The 22,728-nt window shown below is 61.1% G+C and carries 23 protein-coding genes; 14 read left to right on the top strand and 9 right to left on the bottom strand.

Annotation, left to right across the window (positions count from 1 at the left end; all coding sequences use genetic code 11):
* Window positions 1-3: 3 nt before the first annotated feature.
* Window positions 4-1,353, bottom strand: a complete 1,350-nt coding sequence (locus tag AAC850_RS01845) for a peptidylprolyl isomerase (protein WP_340586862.1) — start codon at window positions 1,351-1,353, stop codon at window positions 4-6.
* Between the two features lie 140 nt (window positions 1,354-1,493).
* The gene (locus AAC850_RS01840) at window positions 1,494-3,734 is read right to left on the bottom strand and encodes an LPS-assembly protein LptD (RefSeq protein WP_340586861.1); all 2,241 of its coding nucleotides are present in this window, start codon (window positions 3,732-3,734) and stop codon (window positions 1,494-1,496) included.
* A gap of 134 nt (window positions 3,735-3,868) precedes the next feature.
* Between AAC850_RS01840 and AAC850_RS01835 the strand changes: the two genes are divergently transcribed.
* The 6 genes from AAC850_RS01835 to AAC850_RS01810 all read left to right on the top strand — a co-directional run bounded on the left by AAC850_RS01835 (window position 3,869) and on the right by AAC850_RS01810 (window position 7,592).
* Window positions 3,869-5,332 carry a leucyl aminopeptidase gene (locus AAC850_RS01835; protein WP_340586860.1) on the top strand — a complete coding sequence of 488 codons (1,464 nt, stop codon included), beginning with the start codon at window positions 3,869-3,871 and terminating at the stop codon, window positions 5,330-5,332.
* A 42-nt stretch (window positions 5,333-5,374) separates the two neighbouring features.
* Entirely contained in the window at window positions 5,375-5,530 is a 156-nt protein-coding gene (locus AAC850_RS01830) for a DUF2256 domain-containing protein (RefSeq protein WP_340586858.1), read from the top strand.
* On the top strand, window positions 5,527-5,964 hold the full coding sequence (locus AAC850_RS01825; RefSeq protein WP_340586857.1) for a DNA polymerase III subunit chi: 438 nt from the start codon (window positions 5,527-5,529) through the stop codon (window positions 5,962-5,964). Before AAC850_RS01830 ends, AAC850_RS01825 begins: the two co-directional genes overlap by 4 nt.
* Before the next feature lie 53 nt (window positions 5,965-6,017).
* Window positions 6,018-6,515, top strand: a complete 498-nt coding sequence (locus AAC850_RS01820; RefSeq protein ID WP_340586855.1) for a hypothetical protein — start codon at window positions 6,018-6,020, stop codon at window positions 6,513-6,515.
* Between the two features lie 90 nt (window positions 6,516-6,605).
* Window positions 6,606-7,028 carry a nucleoside-diphosphate kinase gene (ndk, locus tag AAC850_RS01815; RefSeq protein ID WP_340586854.1) on the top strand — a complete coding sequence of 141 codons (423 nt, stop codon included), beginning with the start codon at window positions 6,606-6,608 and terminating at the stop codon, window positions 7,026-7,028.
* 141 nt (window positions 7,029-7,169) lie between these two features.
* Entirely contained in the window at window positions 7,170-7,592 is a 423-nt protein-coding gene (locus AAC850_RS01810; RefSeq protein WP_340586852.1) for a nuclear transport factor 2 family protein, read from the top strand.
* 11 nt (window positions 7,593-7,603) lie between these two features.
* Here AAC850_RS01810 and AAC850_RS01805 read toward each other — a convergent pair whose 3' ends face one another.
* Genes AAC850_RS01805 through purM form a run of 3 tightly spaced genes read right to left on the bottom strand, consistent with a single transcriptional unit; the run spans window position 7,604 to window position 10,871 of the window.
* Window positions 7,604-8,764 carry a sulfotransferase family protein gene (locus AAC850_RS01805; protein WP_340586849.1) on the bottom strand — a complete coding sequence of 387 codons (1,161 nt, stop codon included), beginning with the start codon at window positions 8,762-8,764 and terminating at the stop codon, window positions 7,604-7,606.
* Window positions 8,765-8,803: 39 nt separating this feature from the next.
* Window positions 8,804-9,781, bottom strand: coding sequence for a phosphoribosylglycinamide formyltransferase (purN, locus tag AAC850_RS01800; protein ID WP_340586848.1), 978 nt, complete (start codon window positions 9,779-9,781; stop codon window positions 8,804-8,806).
* The gene (gene purM, locus AAC850_RS01795; RefSeq protein ID WP_340587226.1) at window positions 9,774-10,871 is read right to left on the bottom strand and encodes a phosphoribosylformylglycinamidine cyclo-ligase; all 1,098 of its coding nucleotides are present in this window, start codon (window positions 10,869-10,871) and stop codon (window positions 9,774-9,776) included. Before purM ends, purN begins: the two co-directional genes overlap by 8 nt.
* A 131-nt stretch (window positions 10,872-11,002) precedes the next feature.
* On the opposite strand from purM, the gene AAC850_RS01790 reads away from it, so the two are divergent.
* Genes AAC850_RS01790 through AAC850_RS01775 form a run of 4 tightly spaced genes read left to right on the top strand, consistent with a single transcriptional unit; the run spans window position 11,003 to window position 13,966 of the window.
* On the top strand, window positions 11,003-12,217 hold the full coding sequence (locus AAC850_RS01790) for a heavy-metal-associated domain-containing protein (protein ID WP_340586846.1): 1,215 nt from the start codon (window positions 11,003-11,005) through the stop codon (window positions 12,215-12,217).
* Between the two features lie 20 nt (window positions 12,218-12,237).
* Window positions 12,238-12,843 (top strand): HdaA/DnaA family protein, encoded by a 606-nt coding sequence (locus AAC850_RS01785; protein ID WP_340586844.1) that lies wholly within the window; start codon window positions 12,238-12,240, stop codon window positions 12,841-12,843.
* Between the two features lie 29 nt (window positions 12,844-12,872).
* Complete coding sequence (gene epsC, locus AAC850_RS01780; protein WP_340586841.1) at window positions 12,873-13,607, top strand: serine O-acetyltransferase EpsC; 735 nt, start codon at window positions 12,873-12,875, stop codon at window positions 13,605-13,607.
* Window positions 13,607-13,966: a DUF2794 domain-containing protein gene (locus AAC850_RS01775; protein WP_340586839.1), complete on the top strand. Its 360-nt coding sequence runs from the start codon at window positions 13,607-13,609 to the stop codon at window positions 13,964-13,966. Before epsC ends, AAC850_RS01775 begins: the two co-directional genes overlap by 1 nt.
* 49 nt (window positions 13,967-14,015) lie before the next feature.
* Here AAC850_RS01775 and AAC850_RS01770 read toward each other — a convergent pair whose 3' ends face one another.
* Window positions 14,016-15,071, bottom strand: coding sequence for a hypothetical protein (locus AAC850_RS01770; protein ID WP_340586838.1), 1,056 nt, complete (start codon window positions 15,069-15,071; stop codon window positions 14,016-14,018).
* Window positions 15,072-15,150: 79 nt separating this feature from the next.
* Window positions 15,151-15,828, bottom strand: a complete 678-nt coding sequence (locus AAC850_RS01765; RefSeq protein ID WP_340586836.1) for an HAD-IA family hydrolase — start codon at window positions 15,826-15,828, stop codon at window positions 15,151-15,153.
* Between the two features lie 62 nt (window positions 15,829-15,890).
* On the opposite strand from AAC850_RS01765, the gene glmU reads away from it, so the two are divergent.
* The 4 genes from glmU to AAC850_RS01745 all read left to right on the top strand — a co-directional run bounded on the left by glmU (window position 15,891) and on the right by AAC850_RS01745 (window position 21,821).
* Window positions 15,891-17,249 carry a bifunctional UDP-N-acetylglucosamine diphosphorylase/glucosamine-1-phosphate N-acetyltransferase GlmU gene (gene glmU / locus AAC850_RS01760; RefSeq protein ID WP_340586835.1) on the top strand — a complete coding sequence of 453 codons (1,359 nt, stop codon included), beginning with the start codon at window positions 15,891-15,893 and terminating at the stop codon, window positions 17,247-17,249.
* Entirely contained in the window at window positions 17,246-17,557 is a 312-nt protein-coding gene (locus tag AAC850_RS01755) for a hypothetical protein (RefSeq protein WP_340586833.1), read from the top strand. Before glmU ends, AAC850_RS01755 begins: the two co-directional genes overlap by 4 nt.
* A 21-nt stretch (window positions 17,558-17,578) precedes the next feature.
* Window positions 17,579-19,402: a glutamine--fructose-6-phosphate transaminase (isomerizing) gene (gene glmS, locus AAC850_RS01750; RefSeq protein ID WP_340586831.1), complete on the top strand. Its 1,824-nt coding sequence runs from the start codon at window positions 17,579-17,581 to the stop codon at window positions 19,400-19,402.
* Between the two features lie 70 nt (window positions 19,403-19,472).
* Window positions 19,473-21,821: a putative bifunctional diguanylate cyclase/phosphodiesterase gene (locus AAC850_RS01745; protein ID WP_340586829.1), complete on the top strand. Its 2,349-nt coding sequence runs from the start codon at window positions 19,473-19,475 to the stop codon at window positions 21,819-21,821.
* Window positions 21,822-21,823: 2 nt separating this feature from the next.
* Here AAC850_RS01745 and purQ read toward each other — a convergent pair whose 3' ends face one another.
* Together purQ and purS are read right to left on the bottom strand one after the other, a co-directional pair.
* Window positions 21,824-22,489 carry a phosphoribosylformylglycinamidine synthase subunit PurQ gene (gene purQ / locus AAC850_RS01740; RefSeq protein ID WP_340586828.1) on the bottom strand — a complete coding sequence of 222 codons (666 nt, stop codon included), beginning with the start codon at window positions 22,487-22,489 and terminating at the stop codon, window positions 21,824-21,826.
* Complete coding sequence (purS, locus tag AAC850_RS01735) at window positions 22,486-22,722, bottom strand: phosphoribosylformylglycinamidine synthase subunit PurS (protein WP_340586826.1); 237 nt, start codon at window positions 22,720-22,722, stop codon at window positions 22,486-22,488. The genes purQ and purS overlap by 4 nt, the downstream gene beginning before the upstream one ends.
* Window positions 22,723-22,728 lie beyond the last annotated feature (6 nt).

Raw genomic sequence — 22,728 nt, 5'->3', positions numbered from 1 at the left:
GGATCAGTTATATTCGATCACCGCATCGCGCCGCAGGTCACGCAAATAGCGCTGGGCGCGGCGGTTGATGCGTTCATCTTCCAACTGCGCCATGATCTGCGGAATGGAGGGACCGGCAGTTTCCTGCGGATCGTCCCGGCCGCATAGCATCAGCACGCGGATGCCATCGCTCAGATCACCGAATGGCGGCGTGACCTGGCCGACATTCAACTGCAACAGCACGCCCTGCAGTGCTTCGGGAAGCTGGCGCGCAGTGATCTGATCGTTGTCGACCGTAGTGGCACCGACCGCAGCTGCCTGGGCATCTGCCGATCCACAACCGTTCATTCCCTGCACTGCGGCAATGAATGCGGCACCCTGGCGCTCAGCTTCAGCCGGAGTGGTGCCCGGTTCGAACACGTAGGAAATCTGCTTCAGGCTGAGCACGGCATCGCGCGGGTCGGCCATGCCAATCTGGCGCTGGTCAATCATCAGCAGGATCGAATAGCCGCCGGGAATTTCCAGCGGTCCGACAAGCTGGCCGGGAGTCATCTGGGCAGCTGCGGCTTCGAGTTGCGGCTGCTGCAATTGCTCGAGCTGGATCCAGCCGAGATCGCCGCCGACGATTGCGGACGACGCTTCGGAATATTGGCGTGCATAGGCGACAAAGCTGCCGCCCTGGCGCAATTGGGCGATGATCTGCTGCGCATTGGCGCGGACCTGTTCGTTATTGGCCGAATTGGCCGATAGGAAAATCTCGCCGAGACGGTATTCGGTCGTGCCGCGTGATTCCTGCAGGCGTTCCCACAGGTCTGTCACTTCGCCTTCGGAAACGTTTACGAATGGCGCGACGTTGCGGCGCAATAGGCGCTCCCACGCCAGTTCGCCCTGGATCTGGCGCTTGATCGAGCGCGAAGACGACCCGACCGAAGCGAGATAGGCGTCCATTTCGGCAACGCTCATCCCGCGCGATTCAACGGCGAAGCGTTCGTAGGAGGCATTCACTTCCTCCGCCGTCACTTCCATGTCCTGCGCAGCGGCTTCCTGGATCTGCAATGTCTCGTCGATCAGGTTCCGCAGAACCTGCAAACGCAGCGTCGCAACATCTTCGGGAGCAAGTTCGACATTCTGCGCCGATAGGATCAGCGCAAGGCGATGATCGATATCCGTGCCGGTGATGATGTTGCCGTTTACGCGGGCGGTGGCGCGGCGCTGATTGGGCTCCTGCACCTGCTCCATGATGAACGACACGTCTTCGGGCAGGTTGAATGCGTCGCTGCCCCCGGCCTGCGCCAGTGCGCCAGTGCTGGAAAGCGGCGCGGCGATAATCGCGGCGCCAATTCCGGCAATGGCCGAACGAACTGCTTTTTTCACGGTGAAATTCACGTTTTTCATAATCCTGTAGACGGCGCGGTCACTTGTGCGCCCGATATGCGTGTAGCTGATGTGAAACCAAGGCTGAACCCTAGCTGAGCCGCCCGTTTTCGCCAAGGGTGAGTTGACCGGCATTGCGCTCAGAACCCGAGGTTGCGCAGACTGAAATACAGGCGGAAACTGTTGCCGCTCTGCGCATCGGCAAGTTGAATGTAATCGCGCCGCCATGTCAGGCCGAATTCGAGGCAATCATCGGCATAGGCAATGCCAAGCCGTGTGCGCAGGGGTTCGAACCCGTCGGCGGTGAAGGAGGGGTCTTCCTCCCGGTCGGTCAGGTTGACCACTGCCGAGCCGAATATCGACCAGTGACGCGCAAAGGCAAGTCGCCCTGCAGCGCGCAATTCTTCGCGATCCTGCAAATCCTCGAAGGTGAAGTCGATATCCCGGTCGAGCCGCAAATAGCCGATCTCGAAATAGGTGCTGTCCGATCCGACCGTCGCGTCCACTTCGTTGCGGCGTACGGCGAAATTGTCTTTGTCGAGCCGGAAGCGGTGCGTGAACTTGATGAAGTCGTTGTAGCGAACCTCGGTCCGCCCGACGAAATCGGACCATTGCTCGTTGAGGCCGGTACCGTCCGGAAACAGCGTGGGTTCGTCGGTGAGGCGATAGGACTGGCCGATCGAACTCGCGATTCGCCAGCCGGGGAAGTTGGCTTGCCAGTCCACACCGTAGGTCAGTCGCACGCCATCTTCGACGCGATCGTAGCCCGGAAAGCGGTCGAGCGCGAAAAGGTTGGAATCTTCCAAGTCGATGGCGCGGGCATCCTCGTTGGGGATGTCGAGATTGCGGATGTCCGGCGCGGCGACCAGTTGAACACGCGGGGTCAGGATCTGCGTTCCGTCAAGGAAACTGCCGATGAATGGCCATTTCACGTCCACCGCTGCCAACGCCACGCCGCGCGTCTGCCAGCCCCCTTCGCCGCGGTAAAACGGGTTGCTGGTGAGCAAATTGCCATCCGAATGGTAGACATCGCCGCGCAGCAGGCCGGTGACGGTCACTTCCTGCCCCCACGGCGTGATGCGCCGAAGGTCCCACTGCGCACGGGTGAAGGCGCGCTGCGTGTCCTGCCCTTCGGTGCGAGTTATGGCGAGTGTATTGGCCTGCAATTCGACCTGGCCGCCGAAGACCGGGTCTTCCAGCCTGTATCGCGCATCGATCAGCGGCAGCGCGATCGGGACCTGTCCCTGATCTGTACTGACAAGAAGCGCCTGCGTTGCCCATCCCGCAATCGAGACAAGCGAATTGTCATCGATCCGCTCGAGCGAGACGGTCGAGCGGATGCGATCCTCGCGGCTGATGTCATAACGACGCAGGAATGTGCGGTCGCTGGCGAGCCGGAGCGACCCTTGTGCGGTCCAGTTCTCGTCAAGCTGGAAGCGACCATTGGCGGCGAGATAGCCGCGCAGGTCGTTCTCGGACGTCGGCACTGTTGCATTGAGCGGTATGCGCGAACCGTAAGTGGCATAGCCTTCGACCTGAAAGGCACCATTGCCGGTGAGGTGGCGATACTGGGCGTACACCATCGGCGCGGCTTCGGTGTATACGTAGCCGGTTACGGTCAGGTCGCGGTTGTCGGCCAGCCGCCAGTAGAAGCTCTCGCTGATCTCGACACCGTTGGATGCGGTCAGACCGATGTCGGGGACGAAGAAACCGCTGCTTGCCCGTCCATCGGCACGAACGGTCAGGCCGGGTAGCGGCAGGATCCGCGCACCGAACAATTCGAGATAGGCACCGGTAAAGCGGATCTGTTCGGTCTCACTGTCGTAAAACACCCGCTCTGCCGTGATGCGCCAGCTTGGGCTCTTCGGACAGCCGTCGGCATCGACAACCGCGCAAGAGGAATAGACTGCCCGGTCCAGCGCAATGTCGCCATCTTCGGTGCGGGTCGCCTGCACGGCAGCAAGGCGCGCGCCTTGCCGAAAAGCGAGCAGCAGGTTCGTCATCGCGCCGGCTTCAAGCTCGTCGGTCAAGGTCAGGCTGTCGGTAAAGAGCTGGTTGCCGTCCTCATCAACCAGCCGCACGGTGCCGGTCGCGATGATCTCTCCGCTAAGGCGGTTCCAGGTAACCTCATCCGCACGCAACGACTGGTCGCCCGATCGAAGGATAACATTACCCGATGCGCTGACCGTATCGGTGTTCTGGTCATATTCCAGCGTATCGGCCTCAAATCCGATCTGGCGCTGGCCATCATCGTTGAATTCGGGGACGGCCGGAGCCGTTACCTGCGTTTCGAGAGCATCTTCGTCTTGCGCAGCGGCCTGAGGCACGGCGCAAAGGAGCGCGATGCCTGCCGCGCCAGTGGCAGAAATTTGTCGGATCATGGCCTGGGGCATATGTGTCGAGCCGGGGAGCATGGCTTGCCTATCGCACCACGCGCTCCTAACTGCAATGTCAGCTTTGCAGGGCCGTAAATCCTTGCATTCCAGACACAGAACACCAGTCCCCGGGAGCCTCCATGAAGATTGAATTCCACGACAGCCTAGATGCTGAAAGCCCGCGAATCGTCGCCCGCATAGTCGATCAGGACAAGCTCCCTGCCGATTTGCCGCGTGCCGTTGCCGAAGGGGCCAAGGCCTCTCGCTTCACCGGCAAGGCAGGGCAGGTCTTCGACGGTTTCCATGAAGCCGATGGCAATGTCGTGCGACTCGCCCTTGTTGGTGCCGGCAAGAAAAAGGATGCCGGACGCCTCGCTGCGCTGGAAAAGGCAGGCGCGGCATTGACCGCGAAATATCTGACCAGCGGCGAGAAAGCGTTGGCCATCGATTTCAGCGATAGCGGCCTTTCGGCAGAAGACGCGGCTGCTGTCCTGATGGGAGCACGACTGCGCAGCTGGCGGTGGGACACCTATCGCACTAGGCTGCGCGACGAGCAAAAGCGTACGTTGAAAACAATCGACGCCGTAGGCGCTCCGGATGGCACGCAAGCGGCGTGGGAAGATGCCCGCGCGGTGGCGACCGGCGTGGAGTTCACTCGCGAACTCGTCGCAGAACCTGCGAACGTGATCTATCCGCAGTCTTTCGTCGAACGCTGCCAGGAGCGTCTCAAGGGCACTGGTGCCGAAATTCAGGTGCTCGATGAAGACGAGATGCGCACACTCGGCATGGGCGCGCTGCTTGGAGTCGGGCAGGGCTCGCGCCGCGACAGCAAGCTGCTCGTCATTAAGTGGATGGGCGGCAATGCAGGCGACAAGCCGACCGTTTTCGTGGGCAAGGGTGTGACCTTTGACACGGGCGGCATCTCGCTCAAGCCGGGTGCGGGCATGGAAGACATGAAGTGGGACATGGGCGGCGCGGGCGCGGTCGCGGGTGCGATGCTGGCCTTGGCCGGACGCAAGGCGAAGGCCAACATCATCGGTGTATGCGGCCTTGTCGAAAACATGCCCGACGGCAATGCACAGCGTCCCGGCGACGTCGTGACCAGCATGAGCGGGCAGACGATCGAGGTCATCAACACCGATGCCGAGGGTCGGCTGGTATTGTGCGATGCGCTCACCTGGGCACAGCGGGAGTTCAAGCCTGACACCGTGGTCGACCTTGCCACGCTGACCGGCGCGATGATGATCGCATTGGGCCACGAACACGGCGGGGTGTTCTCCAACGATGATGCGCTGGCGGACAATCTGCTGGCTGCGGGCAAAACGAGTGGTGACAAGTTGTGGCGTTTCCCGCTTGCGCCTGAGTATGACAAGCTGATCGACAGTCCGATCGCGGACATGAAGAATGTCGGTCCGCGCTGGGCAGGCTCGATCACAGCCGCGCAATATCTCCAGCGGTTCATCGAGGATGGCGTGAACTGGGCGCATTGCGACATTGCCGGCATGGTCTGGGCAGACAAGCCCGGCGCGACCTGGGACAAGGGCGCAACCGGCTATGGCGTACGCCTGATTGACCGCTTCGTGCGCGATACGGTCGAAAGCTAAGGCGTCATGCCTTCAGGCAGCGAAGCGGCAGGGCGGCATTGAATGGGCAGGATGCGCAAGAAGGCAGACCTGCCCACCAAGACCTGCGCAGCGTGCGGCCTGCCATTCACATGGCGCAAGAAGTGGGAGCGGGACTGGGACGAGGTGAAGTTCTGTTCCGAACGCTGCCGTAGATCGAAAGGAGAAAAAGCTTCGTGAGAGTAGACTTCTATCTCCTTTCCAGCGACCCGGCTCCGGCCGCCATCGCCTTGCTCGCTCGCAAGGTGCGCGAGGCGGGAGAGCGGTTGCTGGTGGTGGCTGACGATCTCGACCTGCTCGATACAATATCTGGCGCGCTGTGGGAGGCGACCCCTCAGGCATTCCTTGCCAATGGCCTTGCAGGCGACGAGCATGATGCGCGCCAGCCGATCCTGCTTTCGAACGAGGTGGGACCCGTCAATGGCGCGAGTTTCCTGCTGATCGCCGACGGCCAATGGCGCGAGCCGGGCGACGGCTTTAGCCGCGTGCTCTACCTGTTCGACGATGCGACGCGCGGCCAGGCGCGCGAGACATGGAAAACGCTTGAAACCCGCGAGGGTCTGGAGCGCAAGTTCTGGAAACAGCAGGACGGGCGCTGGGTCGAAGGGCCTTGACCTTCCGGTCCTGTGTGCAATCACGACCTCGTCGGTTATTGGAGGGGGAAATCATGCGCTTGTTGATGGCATTGGTCGGGGCGCTTGCGCTTGCGGCATGTGGGGACAGCGACACCACGACGATCGAAACCGAGGATGGCACGGCAGAATATCGGACCGACAACGATAGTGGCGAAGCCGAGATGCGCTTCACCGACGATGATGGCAATGAAACCTTCGTAACAAGTCGCAGCGACCTTGAGGCAGATCTTCCCGAGGGCTTCAGCATCTATCCGGGAGCCGAAGTTGTCACCAATACCGTGGTGAGCGGCAATGACGGCCAAGGCAGTCTCATCATCATGACAAGTAGCGCGTCGGTCGAAGAGATGACTGCGTTCTATCGCAGGCAGGCAGTTGCCGCAGGGATCGAATTCGGCATGGAAATGACGTCAGGTGCAAACCGCATTATCAGCGGTGAAGGGCCGGACGGCGAGACATTCAGCTTCAATGCCAGCACTTCGGAAGGCAGAACCACTGCCATGCTGACCATGAGCCGCGCGCCGGGCGAATAAGCTGCGGATACGCACCGGGCTTGCCGTAAGGGAGCAGTGGCGCTAGGGGCGCGCGCAATTGATTCACCCGATTTACCGAAGGAAATTCCCATGGCGGTTACCCGCACGTTCTCGATCATCAAGCCCGATGCCACACGCCGCAACCTGACCGGTGCTGTCACCAACATGCTGGAAAAGGCCGGTCTGCGCGTTGTCGCTTCCAAGCGCATCCAGATGACCCGCGAGCAGGCCGAAGGCTTTTACGCGGTCCACAAGGAACGTCCTTTCTTCGGTGAACTGGTCGACTTCATGATCAGCGGCCCGGTCGTGGTGCAGGTTCTTGAAGGTGAAGACGCCGTGGCGCGCAACCGCAAGATCATGGGCGCAACCAACCCTGCCGATGCCGATGAAGGCACGATCCGCAAGTCGTTTGCTGAAAGCATCGAGGCCAATTCGGTCCACGGTTCTGACAGTGACGAGAATGCCAAGACCGAAATTGAATTCTTCTTCAACGAAGACGAAATCGTCGGATAAGGCAATTTAATTGCGCAACTCGGCCAACGGCCATTCCGAATTTTGCGCTAATCTACTAGGTTGCTGAGTGTTGTTGCGAACTGCGGACGCTAATCCGCAGTTCGCACGAGTCGCACATGTCGTGCGGAGGGGGGAGCACTCATGCGTATCTGGCGTCCGACTTCTCGTGTTGCGATCGTCCGGAAGTTTATCCGGGCTATCAACGCGCATGATATCGATGCGTTGGAAGATCTTGTGCATGAGGATTTCTGCCTGATCGACAGTTCGTGCAATGCGATCATGGGTAAGTCTCAGTCGCTTGATGCGCTACAGCGAATGTCGCGGCTTTCGCCGGAGTTTCGCTTGAATGCGACTTCAATCAGCAGGCGGAGGGATCACGTGTTGATCAGCGGATCGGCGCACAGCCATGATCCGCGCATGGCGCGTGCCACGCAGTGGCGCGCCCGCGTCGTCGGACGCAAGCTGTGCGAGTGGCAGGCTTACGCCGTGTATCCGGCATCATCTTTCCAATCAATTTTGGGAAGCGAAGACGCGCACTCAAACGAGCAGGTCGCGCGGGTTTAGCCGCTGACCTGTCAGGCTTCGGCGCTGGCAAAAGCGCGATATTGGCGTGCGTGTTCACGGTGTTCCGAAGTGGCTGCGCGCTCATGCTCGTTACGGATAGCGGCGAGCGAGAGTTCGCTCATCGGCAAGCGGAGTTCCGAATAAATCCGCTCGACCTGGCCTTCCCAATTCGCGGACAGCGCATCGAAATCCACCCTTGTGACCGGTCCGGCAAATTCGGCTAGCGCGGAATCCATCCGGTCCTGTCGCAAAGCGATCTTGCGCGCCATCTCCTTCTCGATCCATGCCATATCGACATGATCCGACTGGATCGTCATCTGGTTGGCGACGAGCGAGGCAGCGCTCGCGGCGGTTTGCTGGTCGCAGCGATTGGTCAGGATCACGCGGGCATCGGGAAATTCGGCCAGCAATGCGGAAAGGTCCTCCGCAAATTGCGGGACCTTGAGCACGCGCGGCAAGTGCGCATTGCCATGGTTGGCTGCATCGGTTGCGAGGATTCGCGCAAATTCACGATAGACCGGCGCAGGGTCTCGGCTTTCAGAGAAGGCCGTGAAGGACGGCACGCGCCACTGCGCTTCATAGGCGCAGTGGTTGAGCGCGCAGGCGAGCCAGCCCAGTTCCTCGTCGGGGCGTGTCACGCCGAACGGATGGATCGAATCGAGCCAGGGATCGAGTGTTCGTGCAAACACGAGGGACAGGGCAGACCATGCTGGCCGCGTGTCCGGCTTGCGCGGGACTGGATGCCAACTGTCGCAAAAGCGGGTCGCGGCAAATTGCGGATCGGCGGCGAGCAATCGGTGAATGCGGGTCGTACCGCTACGCATCTGTCCGACGATGATAATAGGAGGGGCAAGCGGCGTAGCAGCAAGGTCGGGCTGCTGGCTCCACAGCGCGCCGAGATCGAGCCGCTGGCGGATAACTCGAACAAGCTGTCCGTGCGCGATGGTGAGACCCAGCGAATTGAGCGTCGCCTCGCTTTCGAGCGCTGCGCACAAGCTCTGCAATCGCAGCCGGAAATCATCCACCTCATCTGCGGCGCGGAGGCCATATTCGCCGTGTGCAAGGGCATCACCCAGCGCCTTGTCGAAAAGCGCCTCCGGATCGAGCGAGGGGCGCGAGAAGACACCCTTGGACCAGGCGCTTTCCAGCCACCCACAGCTGCGCCCGACCATGGGAGAGCGGGACAGCGGGTGTGGGCGAGGGGGCATCGGTCAGAACTGGTCCGCTATTTCCTGCAGTTTTGTCAACCGCTTGGGAGCGACCATGCGCCAGCTACGCTCAAGCCATTCGGCGACATTGTCCCAATCGACCCCGGGCCGGTTGAGGATGATCCCGACCCAGCCGCTCGCGCCGTAATAGGCGGGTTTGAAATAGGTCTCGGGCGCGGTTTCGGACAGACCGATGACCTCGTCCGGTCCGCCGGTCTTGACCAGCACGGCGATATGTTCGCTGCCGTGGTGTTGGTCGTTGAAATGGGCGAAGAACTTGCCGCTCTTCCCGCCGGTGCGCCAGCCAGGTGACCCGTGGCTTTCACGTGCCTCGGCTTCGGGAAGTGCCATGGCCAGTTCCTGCACGCGGTCGAACAGCCAGTCCGCACGGTACTGCCGTCCGACATATTCGGCAAAAATGCGCGGGTAGAGCTGGTATTCAGCGAGGATAACGCGACTGGCGAGGCTGTCTGCAGTGTCATCGCGCAGTATCGCGACCGGCATTTGGCCAAGCACCGGCCCGCCATCGAGTTCGGGCGTCACGACATGCACCGAGCAACCACCGTAGGCGTCTCCGGCATCGATCGCGCGCTGGTGGGTGTCGAGGCCCTTGTATTTCGGCAGCAGGGAGGGATGGGTATTGACCATCCGGCCTTCCCATCCGGCGAAGAACTCTTCGGTCAGGATGCGCATGTATCCGCACAGCGCGAGATACTCCGCCCCCGAATCGCGAAGGGCCGCGTCGATTACCTCTTCGTGCGCGCGGCGATCCATGCCGCGATGGTCGTGCGAAAAGGTCGCGATCCCTTCCGCCGCGGCAATCTTCAGTCCGGGTGCATCGGGATTATTGCTGGCGACCAGCACGATTTCATAGGGGCAATCGGATAGTTTGGACTGGAACAGCAGCGCCGACATTGTCGTACCGTTGCCCGATAGCAGGCAAGCGACCTTGACCTTTTGCGGCACTTTTGCCTCAGGCATCGTGTCCGGCATCCCAGTCCTGCTTTGCCGACCATGTGCCCGCCGAACCGCGTACGGTGCAACCGCGCTGGCCTTCAACAATCTCGCCGATTTGCCAGACCGTTTCGCCGGCTTCGGCGAGCGCATCCTTCACCGAATCGACCTTGTCCGGCGTGACCGCCAGCACCATGCCGATGCCGCAATTGAACGTGCGCGCCATTTCTCCGGGCTCGATATTGCCCTGCGCCTGCAGGAACGCCATCAGGCGCGGCTGTTTCCAGCTATCGGCATCAACAACAGCGCGCGCACCCTCGGGGAGGACGCGGGGTAGGTTTTCAAGCAAACCGCCACCCGTGATGTGTGCCAGCGCATCGATCTGACCAGCGCGCACGACAGGCAGGAGGCTTTCCACATAAATTCGCGTCGGCGCAATCAGGGTGTCGATCAGCAACTGGTCCTGATCGAACAGGGCAGGGCGGTCGAGTTTCCAGCCCTTGTCACTGGCAAGGCGGCGCACGAGCGAGAAACCGTTCGAGTGAACGCCAGAACTCGCGAGGCCGAGAAGGACGTGGCCGGGCGCGACTCTCTCGCCCGTCAACTGTTCCCCCCGCTCGACCGCGCCGACACAGAAGCCTGCAAGGTCGTAGTCACCTTCGGCATACATGCCCGGCATTTCCGCCGTCTCGCCGCCGATCAGCGCGCAGCCGGCTTCGCTGCAGCCTTCGGCGATACCCGCGATGACCCGCTCGGCCACGCCGTTGTCGAGCTTGCCGGTGGCAAAGTAGTCGAGGAAGAACAAGGGTTCTGCCCCCTGCACGATCAGGTCGTTCACGCACATGGCAACCAGGTCGATCCCGACGCTGTCGTGCCTGTCGTTCTCGATAGCGAGCTTGAGCTTGGTGCCCACACCATCATTCCCCGCCACCAGCAGCGGATCCTTGTAGCCCGCCGCCTTGGGATCGAAGAAGCCGCCGAAACCGCCGATTTCGCCATCTGCACCGGGGCGCATGGTGGCCTTGACCAGCGGTCCGATCGCCTTGACGAGCGCATTGCCCGCATCGATCGAGACCCCGGCTTGCTCGTATGTATAAGAGGGTGTGTCCGAACTCATCATGCTCCCATAGGCTTTCGTGCTTGGATTTCCACTCGCCTTTAGGCAAAAGGCGGGCGATTTCCCCGATGAGAACACTTTCGATCCTCTTCCGCCCGCCTGCCAGGCACCTTCCAGCTCTTATAGGGGCCGTGGCTGCGGCATTGCTGTGCCTTGTCGCAATCACATCGTTGATAGCACAGGTTGCAGGGGAACGAGGCATCGCGCCTGTCGCCAGCAGCAGCGATATCGACGTGGGCGGCATCGAGGTGAACACTACCGGAGACAGTCCGGAGGAAGCGCGCCAAAACGGCTGGAAAGAAGCCCAGCGCAAGGCGTGGGAACAACTCGACGGGCCGGATATCTCGGATGACCGGCTCGATTCGCTGGTCGCGGCCATCGTGGTCGAGGAGGAAAATATCGGTCCGCGCCGCTACATCGCTCGGTTGGGCGTCATTTTCGATCGGCAGAGGGCAGGCGCACTGCTTGGCTCGACCGGCTCGCGCAATCGCTCTGCGCCGATGCTGACCTTGCCGACTATGATTTCGGGCGGCACGCAGACGATGTTCGAAGTGCGCAATCCGTGGCAGCACGCATGGGCGCAATACCAGTTCGGGAACAGCGCCATCGATTATGTCCGCCCCTCGGGCGCGGGCGGCGAATCGCTGCTGTTGACTTACGGCCAGACAGGTCGCCGCAGCCGCGCATGGTGGAACAACATTCTCGACCAGTTTGGTGCGGCAGACGTGCTCGTGCCGATTGCCAATCTGCATTGGGAGTATCCGGGCGGCCCGGTCGAAGGGCGCTTTACGGCGCGATATGGTCCGGACAACCGCTATCTCGCCGATTTTTCACTGCGCGCGGACAGCGAGGCGGCTCTACCAGCCATGCTCAACCGTGCGATCGAGCGATTCGACAGGATTTATTCAGCAGCGTTGAGTGCAGGAACATTACGACCCGATCCGACCCTGACACTCGACAATGTCGAAATCAGTCCCGCGCTTCGTGCGCTTCTCGAAGAGGCTCGCAGCGGCGAGTTGGCCGAGAGCAACGCGGCGCGTGAACCGGCTGGCGGCGAAGACACTACAGAAGTCGAGCCGACGCCGCAGCCGACAGCTACGACTGCAGCAGCGGCGACCTTTGCGGTGCAAGTTGCCACTCCAGATGCGGCCTCGTTTGACACTGCCCTGTCGCTCCTTCGCGGCACGCCGGGTGTCAGCAGTGTTACGGTGAATTCGACCGCGATCGGCGGCGCATCAGTGCTGCGCGTGACTTACAATGGCGAGCTCTCCGCACTGGCGGGTGCCTTGCGTTCGCGCGGCTGGGCTGTGAATGAAGGGTCGAACGCGCTCGGCATTTCGCGTTAGGCGCTGGCAGGAGCGAGCCGGTGGAGCAGATCGCCCTTCCGTTGAAGGCCGGAACAGGCCCCTCACGCATCGTCGTGGGAACGGGCAATGCGCATGTCGCAGAAGCTCTGGCTGCCCCCGCAAGCTGGCCTTTTCGTACCGCCGTACTCACCGGCACGCCGCGTTCGGGTAAATCACTTTTTGCACGCTGGTTTGCTGAAAGCGGTGCTGGCGAATCGCTCGACGACGCGCACTTGCTGGACGAAGACGCCGTGTTCCACCGCTGGAACCGCGCACAGGAAAGCGGCACGGCATTGCTCATCGTCGGCGGTGAGCCACCCTGGGATATCACCCTGCCGGATCTCAGATCGCGGCTCGGCGGTTCGCTCCAGTTGGATATCGGCCTGCCCGATGATGAGATGGCGAAAGGACTGCTTCTGTCCCTCGCGGAGGAACGCGGACTGCCTTTGCCCGCCGATGCTGCAGACTACCTCATCCCGCGCGCAAGCCGCTCTCAGGCCGATCTGGAGCGACTGGTCGCCACAATCGATCGCTTGTCTCTCGAGCGAAAGGCCCCACCTACACAGGGAATCTGGCGCGCTGCACTGGAGGCTGTGCACGGTCCGGAAGAGCCCCGCTTGCTTTGAGCGGGTTTTGATGGGAAACTGATATCGCGATGTTCGAACGGCTGATCAGCTATCTGGACTCGGTCCATGCCCGCGACCCGGCGCCGCGCTCGCGCTGGGAAATCCTTCTGTATCCCGGTGTCCTTGCGCTCGGCCTGCACAAGGTGGCGCATTGGCTATTCGAAGCGGAAATGTATCTGCTTGCCAGATTGGTCAATCATTTCAGCCGCTTCCTGACCGCGATCGACATTCATCCCGGTGCAAAGATCGGCGAGAATTTCTTCATCGATCATGGCTTTACCGTCATCGGCGAAACAGCCGAAATCGGCAACAATGTCACGATTTACCAATGCGTTACGCTGGGCGGCACCAATCCCACCAATGGTGAGGGCGGCAAGCGCCATCCGACCTTGCGCGACAATGTCATCATCGGTTCCGGCGCGCAGATTATCGGACCGATTATTATTGGAGAGCGCGCCCGCGTGGGTGCCAACGCCGTTGTCACCGAAGACGTGCCAGAGGGTGCCACGATGGTCGGCCTAAAGGCGCGATCGACGCTTGTCCCGGCGGAAGACTGGGTCAAGGAGTTCATCCCATACGGTACGCCATGCGACGAGCCATGTGATCCCGCGCCGAATGAACAGGTAGAGGCGCTGCAAGACCAGATCGCAGAACTTTCGAAACAGGTAGAAGTATTGCGCAAGGCTTTGCCAGCGGCCGAAACTGCGGCTGAAGACGGTGAGTCCGACCTGTTCAGCGGGCGCAAGAGCGGCACCAAGAACTGATGCGGTCCTTGCCCGGCGCTCCCAATATTCTCCCATTCCCCGGCAATCGCGCACCTTCCCAGATCGGCTTCGAGAGGCAGGAGATGGTGCGCATCCTCGACCTGTACGGCCGCATGGTGGCAGCGGGTGAATGGCGCGATTATGCGATGGACTTCACGAAGGATTGCGCGATTTTCGCAGCTTTCCGCCGCGCTACCGAAGTGCCGCAGACGCGGGTGGAAAAGCGCCCGGCTCTCCGCAACAAGCAGGGCATGTGGACATTGTTCGGCGAGCAGGGGCAAGTCCTCAAGCGCGGACACGATCTCGGCGGCGTGCTGGCCCCTGTCGAACGGCGGCTGGTGAAAGCCGTGGAGGCATAGAAAAGCCCGCGAGTCGCTGACCGACGGGCTTCTCCAACTGTGTATATATTCAGGCGGCTTGCGGCATCGCGCCAGCAACAGGCAGGCGCGCTTGCAAGGCGCCGGGAAGCTTGGTCACCACCACACCGCGAATTCCGGGCCAGAAAGCGCTTAGCATCAGCAACGCCGATCCGATGACGAGTGCGGTAAGCGCCACTGACAATTCGACCATGCCGAATTCGTCGAATAGTTCGACAAGCGCGAACAGCACGTATGCGAGGGCCGAGACCAGCAGTGCTCTGCGGTCGATTGCGAGCGCAACCAGTCCGAAAGCCAGGTACACCGCCAGCACCGCAATGGCGCCGCCTATGCCGACCATGCTGCCATCGGTGATGCCGAGCCAGTGGAACAGCGGATGCGCGATCATCGGAGCGGCCAGCAAGTGAAGCCAGAAGGCCACATCGCTGCGCCGTGTTGACCGGCTGCGGTCACTCATGTCCCAGCGCATGGCGAAGGCGAAGATCGCAAGGCCAGCGATAAAGACCAGCGCAAGCACGAGGCGTTCGGGATTGGCGATGCTCTCGGGACCAATCGCAGTCACGATCAGCGCGATGACCGATGCGGCTACCGTGGCGCTCAAGGCAGCGATGGTGATCGGCACCATGAAACGCCGCCAGTGGAGGTAAGCGCCAATTGCGCCTGCAATGAAGCTGGCGGCCACAAGCGCGCCCATTAGCCGCTCGTTCTGGTCGGCAGCAGTCTCGCTGAGGATCTCGATCGGAGCGGCAACCACACCGCCCACGAAGGCCAGCATCAGCACGATGGACGGCAGCGCCATACGGCGGCGCTTGGTGAAGAATTCAGCCATGAACCACGCAGCGATTGCAACCAGCGCGCCAGCAAGTCCGGCCACGAGGGCGCTGCCGATACCCGCCATGGCGACGAGCAGCAGCACGGCTGCGATGGTCACGAAAATATCGTTAAAACTGTTGACGAGGCGGAAGTTTTCTTCGTCCGTCACCGGCATCTTGCGCATGTGCGCCACGTGTTGGCGCAGGGCATCTGCGTTTTCTGCACTGATAGCGCCGCCCGCTACGGCATCGCGCAGGTCCTGTTCGCTGTACATATCCATCTCCCCCTGTGGGATGTCCCGAGGCGGAAGGTAGACTACTGTGTTGTTAAGTCAATACACCCAGCCTACGGCTTCAACAGGACAAGTTTTCTAGAGCGGGAACAAGGTGATAGAGGTCATCGATTAGAACGTCGCCGCCCAATTCGGACACCGGCACATCGTGATAGCCGAAACGGCATGCCACCACCGTCACACCTGCGGCACGGCCCGCGCGCATGTCATAGGTTGAATCACCGATCATCGCAGCGCGTCCGCCGCCGCAATCGGCGATGGCGGCTTGCAGCATGTCGGGCAGCGGCTTGGCGCGTTCGCGTCCCAGCGTGTCTCCGCCGTAGATCACGGCAAAGCGGTGCGTCAGGCCAAGCGCGTCGAGCAATTCGCGCGCCGGCTTTTCGGACTTGTTCGTGCAAATGGCGAGCTCGCAGCCGTGCCTGTCAAGCAGGTCGAGCGCTTCGTGGCAGCCGGGGAAAGGCACCGTATTGGTCGCGATATTGGCCCAGTAATGATCGAGCAGGGCAGCGGTCAGGCGTTCATAATCGGCCTCGCTCACCAGCCCGCCTGTCGCTTCCAGCGCGCGGGTAAGCATCATGTCGGTCCCGCCGCCGATCATATTGCGGGTTGCACTCTCGCTGACCGGGGCGCGTCCGATCACGCCAAGAGCGTGATTCACCGCAGGACAAAGGTCGCGCGCGGAATCGACCAGCGTTCCGTCGAGATCGAACAGGATGATGTCGAAGGGAAAGTTTGTCATGATGAGGGGGCAGATAGACAGGCGTATGGAAACCGCAATCAAATGATGGCATGGCCCCCGGCATGAGCGACACCAGACCTATCGCCGCTATTGTTCTTGCCGCTGGCAAGGGTACGCGCATGAAAAGCGACCGCCACAAGGTGCTGCACGAAGTTGGCGGGCGACCGATGATCGAACATCTGCTGGCAAGCGTCGAGGCGCTGCAGCCCGAAAGACTGGTCACCATCGTCGGAGAATCGCGCGAACAATTGCATGAGCAGTTGGGCGAACGTTGTGCCTACGCGGTGCAGAAACCGCAGCTTGGCACCGGCCATGCCGTACAGCAGGCCGAAGAGGCATTGCGCGGATTTTCTGGCGATGTGCTGGTTCTTTACGGCGACGTACCCTTTGTCTCGACTGCCACCATGCAGGCGATGCTCGACCGGCTGAATGCCGACGATACGCCAGCTTCAGTCGTGCTCGGTTTCGAGCCGGACGATCCGCTGCGCTATGGCCGCGTTATCGCGCAACAGGGCCGCATATTGAAGATGGTCGAGTGGAAGGACGCCAACGCGGAGGAGCGCGCCTGCACTCTGTGCAATTCGGGCCTGCTGGCTGCGCGCGCCGAAGACCTGTTCCCCTTGCTTTCGCGCGTGCAGAACGACAATGCACAGGATGAATATTACCTCCCCGACATCGTCAATATCGCTATTGCAGACGGGCAGACCTGTGCGGTCGTCAACACCAATCGCCCAGCCGAAGTCACCGGCATAAACAGCCGCGCCGAACTCGCAGCTGCCGAGGCGCAGTGGCAGGGTTTTAAGCGCGAGGAAGCAATGGAGGCGGGCGTCACCCTGCGCGCGCCCGACACCGTGTTCTTCAGCTGGGACACCGAACTGGCTGCGGATGTGGTGGTCGAACCCAATGTCGTCTTCGGCCCTGGAGTCAGTGTCGCTTCTGGAGCGCACATCAAATCGTTCAGCCACCTCGAGGGTGCGACCGTCGGCGAGAATGTCGATGTTGGCCCCTATGCAAGATTGCGCCCCGGCACGGTGCTGGAGGCGGGCAGCAAGGTTGGCAATTTCGTCGAAATCAAGAAAGCCACGCTGGGCGAGGGCGCGAAGGCCAGCCATCTCACCTATCTCGGTGATGCGACGATCGGGGCGGGCGCAAACATCGGCGCGGGCACGATCACCTGCAATTACGATGGCTATTTCAAGCACAAGACCACTATCGGACCACGCGCCTTTATCGGGTCGAACAGCGCGCTGATAGCTCCCGTCAATATCGGCGCGGATGCCATCGTAGCAGCAGGAAGCGCGGTCAGTCGCGACGTCAGCGATGGTGAGCTGCGCATGGTGCGCGGTGAACAGCTGGTCAAACCCGGCTGGGCCGACCGTTTCCACGATGCGATGAAAAAGAAGAAAGCCGAAAGCAAGTGAGCGACCGTTACGAAGGCAAGCCTTTCCTGCGCCTGCTCGATAGCTATGTGCTGTCTGCCATAGGCCGGCTCGACGAGGCGAATGCCAAGTGGCTGACCGAGGCCGAGCCGCATTTCCGTGAATCGTTCGAAGCGCAGGGGAGCTGGAAAGACATCGTCGTTGCGCGAATGCAGTTTCCTGAGGGGATGGAGGCGAGCATACGCGAAATCTGGCAAAAGGGCCGCGTCCAGTTTCTCGCGCAAGACGGAACTGAGCCGGACCCTGTCACATTCACTCACCAATTCGTAGACACCAATTTCCCGCATTGATGCGGTGGAGAGCCAGTAGATATGTGCGGAATTATCGGAATTGTTGGCCAGGGCCACGTCGCATCGCGGATGATCGACGGCCTGCGGCGGATGGAATATCGCGGCTATGACAGTGCAGGGGTTTGCACGATCCATGATGGCGAACTGGTTCGTCGCCGCGCCGAAGGCAAGCTGAACAATCTGGTCGAGGAGCTGGCGAATAACCCTGCTCCCGGTGAAACGGGGATCGCGCACACGCGCTGGGCCACGCACGGCGCTCCGACGCAGAAGAACGCCCACCCACACGCAACACCGCGCGTGGCGCTGGTGCACAACGGCATCATCGAGAACTTCAAGGAATTGCGCGACGAACTCCGTGCCGATGGCCGCAGTTTCGAGAGCGATACCGATACGGAGACTGTCGTCCACCTTATCAGCCGCGAAATCGAGGGGGGAGCATCTCCCGAAGAGGCTGTTCAAACAGTCCTGCCGCGCCTGCGCGGAGCCTTTGCGCTGGCCATCGCTTTCCGCGACTTTCCCGACATGCTGATCGGCGCGCGGCTCGGCTCGCCGCTGGTCGTCGGATACGGAGAAGGGGAGATGTACCTCGGTTCCGATGCACTCGCGCTGGCACCGCTTACCCAGCAGATTTGCTACCTCGAGGAAGGCGACCGGGTCACAATCACGCGCGACACGGCGGTGATCCGCGATCTCGAAGGCAACGAGGTGGAACGCGAAGTTCGCACTTCGGGCGCCTCTGCTGCTGCAATCGAGAAAGGCAATTACCGCCACTTCATGCAGAAGGAGATCTTCGAGCAGCCGACCGTGGTCGCGCAGACGCTGCGTTCATATCTCCGCCCGGTCGAGCAACAGGTTGCTCTGCCGCAGATCGATTTCGATATTTCTGCCATCGACCGCATCACGCTGGTTGCGTGCGGCACCTCCTATTACGCAGGCATGGTCGCGAAATACTGGTTCGAACAGTTTGCGCGCGTGCCGGTCGATATCGATTTCGCCAGCGAATTCCGTTACCGCGAGCCGATCCTGCCCGAAGGCGGACTGGCGCTGTTCATCAGCCAGAGCGGCGAAACGGCAGACACGCTCGCCGCGCTGCGCCATTGCCGGGAACAGGGGCAGGTCATTGCCGCCGTGGTCAACGTGCCGACCAGTTCCATGGCGCGCGAAGCGGATTTGCTGCTGCCGACCCATGCGGGGCCTGAAATCGGTGTCGCTTCGACAAAGGCCTTTACCTGCCAGCTCGCGGTGCTCGCCGCACTCGCCGCGCATTTCGCAGTCAAGAAAGGCCATCTGTCGCGTGAGGAAGAGGCAGAGATCGTCGATCACCTGCTCGAAGCCCCCGCCTGCCTCAACGCCGCCCTCGACCATGACGATGATATTGCCAGCATGGCGCATCTCATCGCTCCCGCACGTGACGTGCTTTATCTTGGGCGCGGAGCGGATTTCCCGCTGGCACTGGAAGGCGCGCTCAAGCTGAAAGAGATCAGCTATATTCACGCCGAAGGCTATGCCTCGGGCGAAATGAAGCACGGTCCGATCGCGCTGATCGACGAGGATGTGCCGGTGATCGTGCTCGCACCATCGGGTCCGCTGTTCGAGAAAACCGTGTCCAACATGCAGGAAGTGCAGGCGCGTGGCGGCCAGGTCGTGCTGATTTCCGATGCAGAAGGCATTGCGCAGGCGGGCGAGGATTGCATGGCAACCATCGAAATGCCCAAGGTCCATCCCCTGATCGCGCCACTTGTCTATGCCGTACCGGTGCAATTGCTGGCCTATCACGTCGCGGTGGCCAAGGGCACCGATGTCGACCAGCCGCGCAACCTCGCAAAATCCGTGACGGTAGAATAACGCACAAGGGCAATTCCCGAAACGACACAGGTTTACCGGGCAATAACCATTATGCGTTTAAGGCAGGCGGGTGAGCAAGAACCCTACTGGCTTACCGAAACTGCCGCTGCAATTAGGCCCGCTGCAGGTAATCGGATTACGCGACCCCGATGAGGGCGACTGGTCGCGTCTGCGCGCCCTGCAATATTCCGAGCTTTACAAGGCTTCCCGCATCCGCCTTGCCGCGCATGGCATTGCCGCAATCATGGCGGTTTCCCTGTTGGTAGGCACCCTGCCTGCTTGGGCACTGGGGATCTGGTTGGTGGTGGTAGTGGCTGGCGTCGCCAACGTGGGGCGCGTGGATCGCCAATTTATCGGCGTATCCAAGCGAGGCATGTCGGTTGAGGAATTCCGCCGGCAGGCCATAGCCGTCGCTGCGTGTTCGGTACCCTGGATCGTCGCGCTACTGATCTTTGCACCCATGGGAAATGCCGCACAGCATTTCGGCATCTGGACGCTTGCCGCGATGTTGGTCGCCGGTAGCGCTGCAACGTCAAGCTCTGCGCCGGTTGCAACCGTGGTGTTCGACCTTGTCGTGGGCGTTGCGGGTGCTGCATCATTCATAATTTCGGGCGACTATCTGTTTGCCGTTGCCAGCCTCGCCTTCATCGTCGTGATCGTGGCGGGCTCGCTCAATTCGGCGCGTACCTATCTCTCGGCGCGAATTGCTGAGGCAGGTGTTGCCGAGAAGGATGAGGTCGTTTCGCTCCTGCTGCGCGAATTCGAAGAGAAAGAGTCGGATTGGCTGTGGCAGGTCGATAACAACCGCTGCCTGCGTTCGGTCAGCCCGCGCTTCGCCTATGCACTGGGCCGCGAGCCTGCCGATATCGAAGGCGAGCGCTTCATCCGGCTTGTCGCCGGGCATACTTTCGAAAGCGGTGATGTGCCGCGCAGCCTGCACGATCTCGCCGAACGGCTGAAGCGACGCGAAAGTTTTTCCAATTTGCTGGTCGAAATCCATCTGGGCGAACAGCGCCGTTGGTGGGAATTGTCAGGCACGCCGATGCGCGATGCTTCGGGCAATTACATCGGTTTCCGCGGAGTGGGCTCTGACGTCAGTGAACAGCGCGAACGTGACGAGAAGATCGCCTATCTTGCCCGTTACGACACACTGACTGGTCTTCCCAACCGCCTGATGCTGACAGAGGCGCTGGGTGAGGCAATGCGCTTTTCTGCCCAGTGGCGCACTCGCTGTGCCTTCCTGATGATCGATCTCGACCGGTTCAAGCAGGTCAACGATTCACTCGGCCACCTCGTCGGCGACCGCCTGCTGACCAAGGTTGCAGAGCGTCTTAACGAGGTCTGCACCGATAATGAGCAATGCGGCCGCCTGGGTGGTGACGAATTTGCTGTCGTGGTGCGCGACGCCACCGATCACACACGCGTCGACCGCGTTGCCGAGACGATTATCGAGCATCTTTCCAAGCCCTACATCGTCGACAATCACACGCTCTTCATCGGCGCCAGCGTCGGCTCCGCAATAGGACCGCGCGACGGGCAGAGCGTTGAGACGCTGATGCGGAACGCCGACCTTGCATTGTATCGTTCGAAGGATGACGGCGGCGGGGTGCACCACACTTATGTGCCGTCGCTTCACGCCGATGCCGAGGAACGGCGCACGCTCGAGCTATCGCTGCGCAATGCCATTGCCAATAACGAGCTGAGCCTGAACTATCAGCCGGTGGTGAATGCCCGCTCCGAAGGAGTCGTCAGTTTCGAGGCGCTGCTGCGCTGGAACAGCGAAGAGCACGGCTTTGTCAGTCCCGCCAAGTTCATCCCAATGGCCGAAGATACGCGGTTGATCATTCCCATCGGTGAATGGGTGCTGCAACAGGCATGCCGCGAAGCCATGCGTTGGCCCGAAGATGTGAAGGTTGCAGTCAATGTTTCGGGCGAACAATTGCTCGAACCCAATTTCCCCACCACCATTGTCTCCGCGCTGGCCGAAACGGGCCTTCCGGCGTCACGGCTGGAAGTGGAAGTGACCGAAAGCGTGTTCCTGCGTGACGGAAAGACCGCCAACCAGGCGCTTGAAGAAATCATCGCGCTTGGCTGTTCGGTGGCGTTGGACGATTTTGGCACCGGCTATTCTTCGCTCGGCTATCTGCGCAATATCCGCTTCTCCACCATCAAGGTGGATCGCAGCTTCGTGCAGGGTGCGGCGCAGGAAAGCCCCGAAAGCCTCGCGATCATCCGTGCCGTTGTCGCCATGGCGCAGAGCCTCGAGATGTCGACCACTGCCGAGGGTGTGGAAACAGCCGAGCAGGCTGACCTTATCCGCGAACTGGGCTGCACCAAGATACAGGGCTACTACTTCGGCCGGCCGATGACTGCTGCCGAGGCCTACTCACTCGTGGCAAACCGCCGCCACGCCGCCTGATACTAGACGAGTTCGCCGAGAATACTTTCGAACAGGCGCCTGCCATCGCTGCCGCCGTGATCGTCCTCGATGGCGCGTTCGGGATGCGGCATCATGCCCAGCACATTGCCGCCCGCGTTGAGAATGCCCGCGATATCGCGGCGTGATCCGTTGCAGGCTTCGACATAGCGGAAAGCCACGCGGCCATCACCCTCAAGCCTGTCGAGCGTTTCTTCGTCAGCGAAGTAGTTGCCATCGTGATGGGCGACCGGAATATTTATTTGTTCACCCGCCTCATAGCGCGAGGTGAACAAGCTTTGCGTGTTCTCGACAGCGAGAGTTACGGTGCGGCAGATGAAAGTCTGACCCGCATTGCGCATCAGGGCACCAGGTAGCAGGCCTGCTTCGGTCAGGACCTGGAATCCGTTGCAGATACCCAGCACCGGAACGCCTCGGTCGGCTGCGGCCTTGATCGAGCGCATGATCGGGCTGTTCGCCGCCATTGCGCCGCTGCGCAAATAATCGCCGTAGGAAAACCCGCCGGGCAGGGCGATAAAGTCGAGGCCATCGGGCAGGTCCGCATCACCATGCCACACCTTGACCGGCTCGCGCCCCGAAACATCGCGCAGCGCAACCCACATGTCCCGGTCGCAATTGGAGCCGGGGAAAGTGATGACGGCGGTCTTCATGCGCCGACCTTTTCGATCCGGTAGTTTTCGATCACAGTGTTCGCGAGCAATTTCTCGCACATATCGGTCAGGGCCGCGTCGCTCGTGTCATCGGCGACTTCCAGTTCGATCAGGCGACCGATGCGCACATCCTCGACACCGGCGAATCCCAGTCCTTCCAGTGCGTGATGCACCGCGCGGCCTTGCGGATCGAGCACGCCGGGCTTGAGCGAAACATGGATGCGGATTTTCATGTAAAA

The organism is Erythrobacter alti (assembly GCF_037996805.1).
GTDB lineage: Bacteria > Pseudomonadota > Alphaproteobacteria > Sphingomonadales > Sphingomonadaceae > Alteraurantiacibacter > Alteraurantiacibacter alti.
This window is presented reverse-complemented; position numbering and strand designations above follow the sequence as displayed.

Excerpts from the sequence above, each read along its gene's own strand:
- AAC850_RS01840 (WP_340586861.1), bottom strand. The coding sequence starts at position 3,734 with ATGATCCGACAAATTTCTGCCACTGGCGCGGCAGGCATCGCGCTCCTT.
- AAC850_RS01835 (WP_340586860.1), top strand. The coding sequence starts at position 3,869 with ATGAAGATTGAATTCCACGACAGCCTAGATGCTGAAAGCCCGCGAATC.
- AAC850_RS01830 (WP_340586858.1), top strand. The coding sequence starts at position 5,375 with ATGGGCAGGATGCGCAAGAAGGCAGACCTGCCCACCAAGACCTGCGCA.
- AAC850_RS01820 (WP_340586855.1), top strand. The coding sequence starts at position 6,018 with ATGCGCTTGTTGATGGCATTGGTCGGGGCGCTTGCGCTTGCGGCATGT.
- ndk (WP_340586854.1), top strand. The coding sequence starts at position 6,606 with ATGGCGGTTACCCGCACGTTCTCGATCATCAAGCCCGATGCCACACGC.
- AAC850_RS01810 (WP_340586852.1), top strand. The coding sequence starts at position 7,170 with ATGCGTATCTGGCGTCCGACTTCTCGTGTTGCGATCGTCCGGAAGTTT.
- AAC850_RS01805 (WP_340586849.1), bottom strand. The coding sequence starts at position 8,764 with ATGGTCGGGCGCAGCTGTGGGTGGCTGGAAAGCGCCTGGTCCAAGGGT.
- purN (WP_340586848.1), bottom strand. The coding sequence starts at position 9,781 with ATGCCTGAGGCAAAAGTGCCGCAAAAGGTCAAGGTCGCTTGCCTGCTA.
- purM (WP_340587226.1), bottom strand. The coding sequence starts at position 10,871 with ATGAGTTCGGACACACCCTCTTATACATACGAGCAAGCCGGGGTCTCG.
- epsC (WP_340586841.1), top strand. The coding sequence starts at position 12,873 with ATGTTCGAACGGCTGATCAGCTATCTGGACTCGGTCCATGCCCGCGAC.
- AAC850_RS01775 (WP_340586839.1), top strand. The coding sequence starts at position 13,607 with ATGCGGTCCTTGCCCGGCGCTCCCAATATTCTCCCATTCCCCGGCAAT.
- AAC850_RS01770 (WP_340586838.1), bottom strand. The coding sequence starts at position 15,071 with ATGTACAGCGAACAGGACCTGCGCGATGCCGTAGCGGGCGGCGCTATC.
- AAC850_RS01765 (WP_340586836.1), bottom strand. The coding sequence starts at position 15,828 with ATGACAAACTTTCCCTTCGACATCATCCTGTTCGATCTCGACGGAACG.
- glmU (WP_340586835.1), top strand. The coding sequence starts at position 15,891 with ATGAGCGACACCAGACCTATCGCCGCTATTGTTCTTGCCGCTGGCAAG.
- glmS (WP_340586831.1), top strand. The coding sequence starts at position 17,579 with ATGTGCGGAATTATCGGAATTGTTGGCCAGGGCCACGTCGCATCGCGG.
- purQ (WP_340586828.1), bottom strand. The coding sequence starts at position 22,489 with ATGAAGACCGCCGTCATCACTTTCCCCGGCTCCAATTGCGACCGGGAC.
- purS (WP_340586826.1), bottom strand. The coding sequence starts at position 22,722 with ATGAAAATCCGCATCCATGTTTCGCTCAAGCCCGGCGTGCTCGATCCG.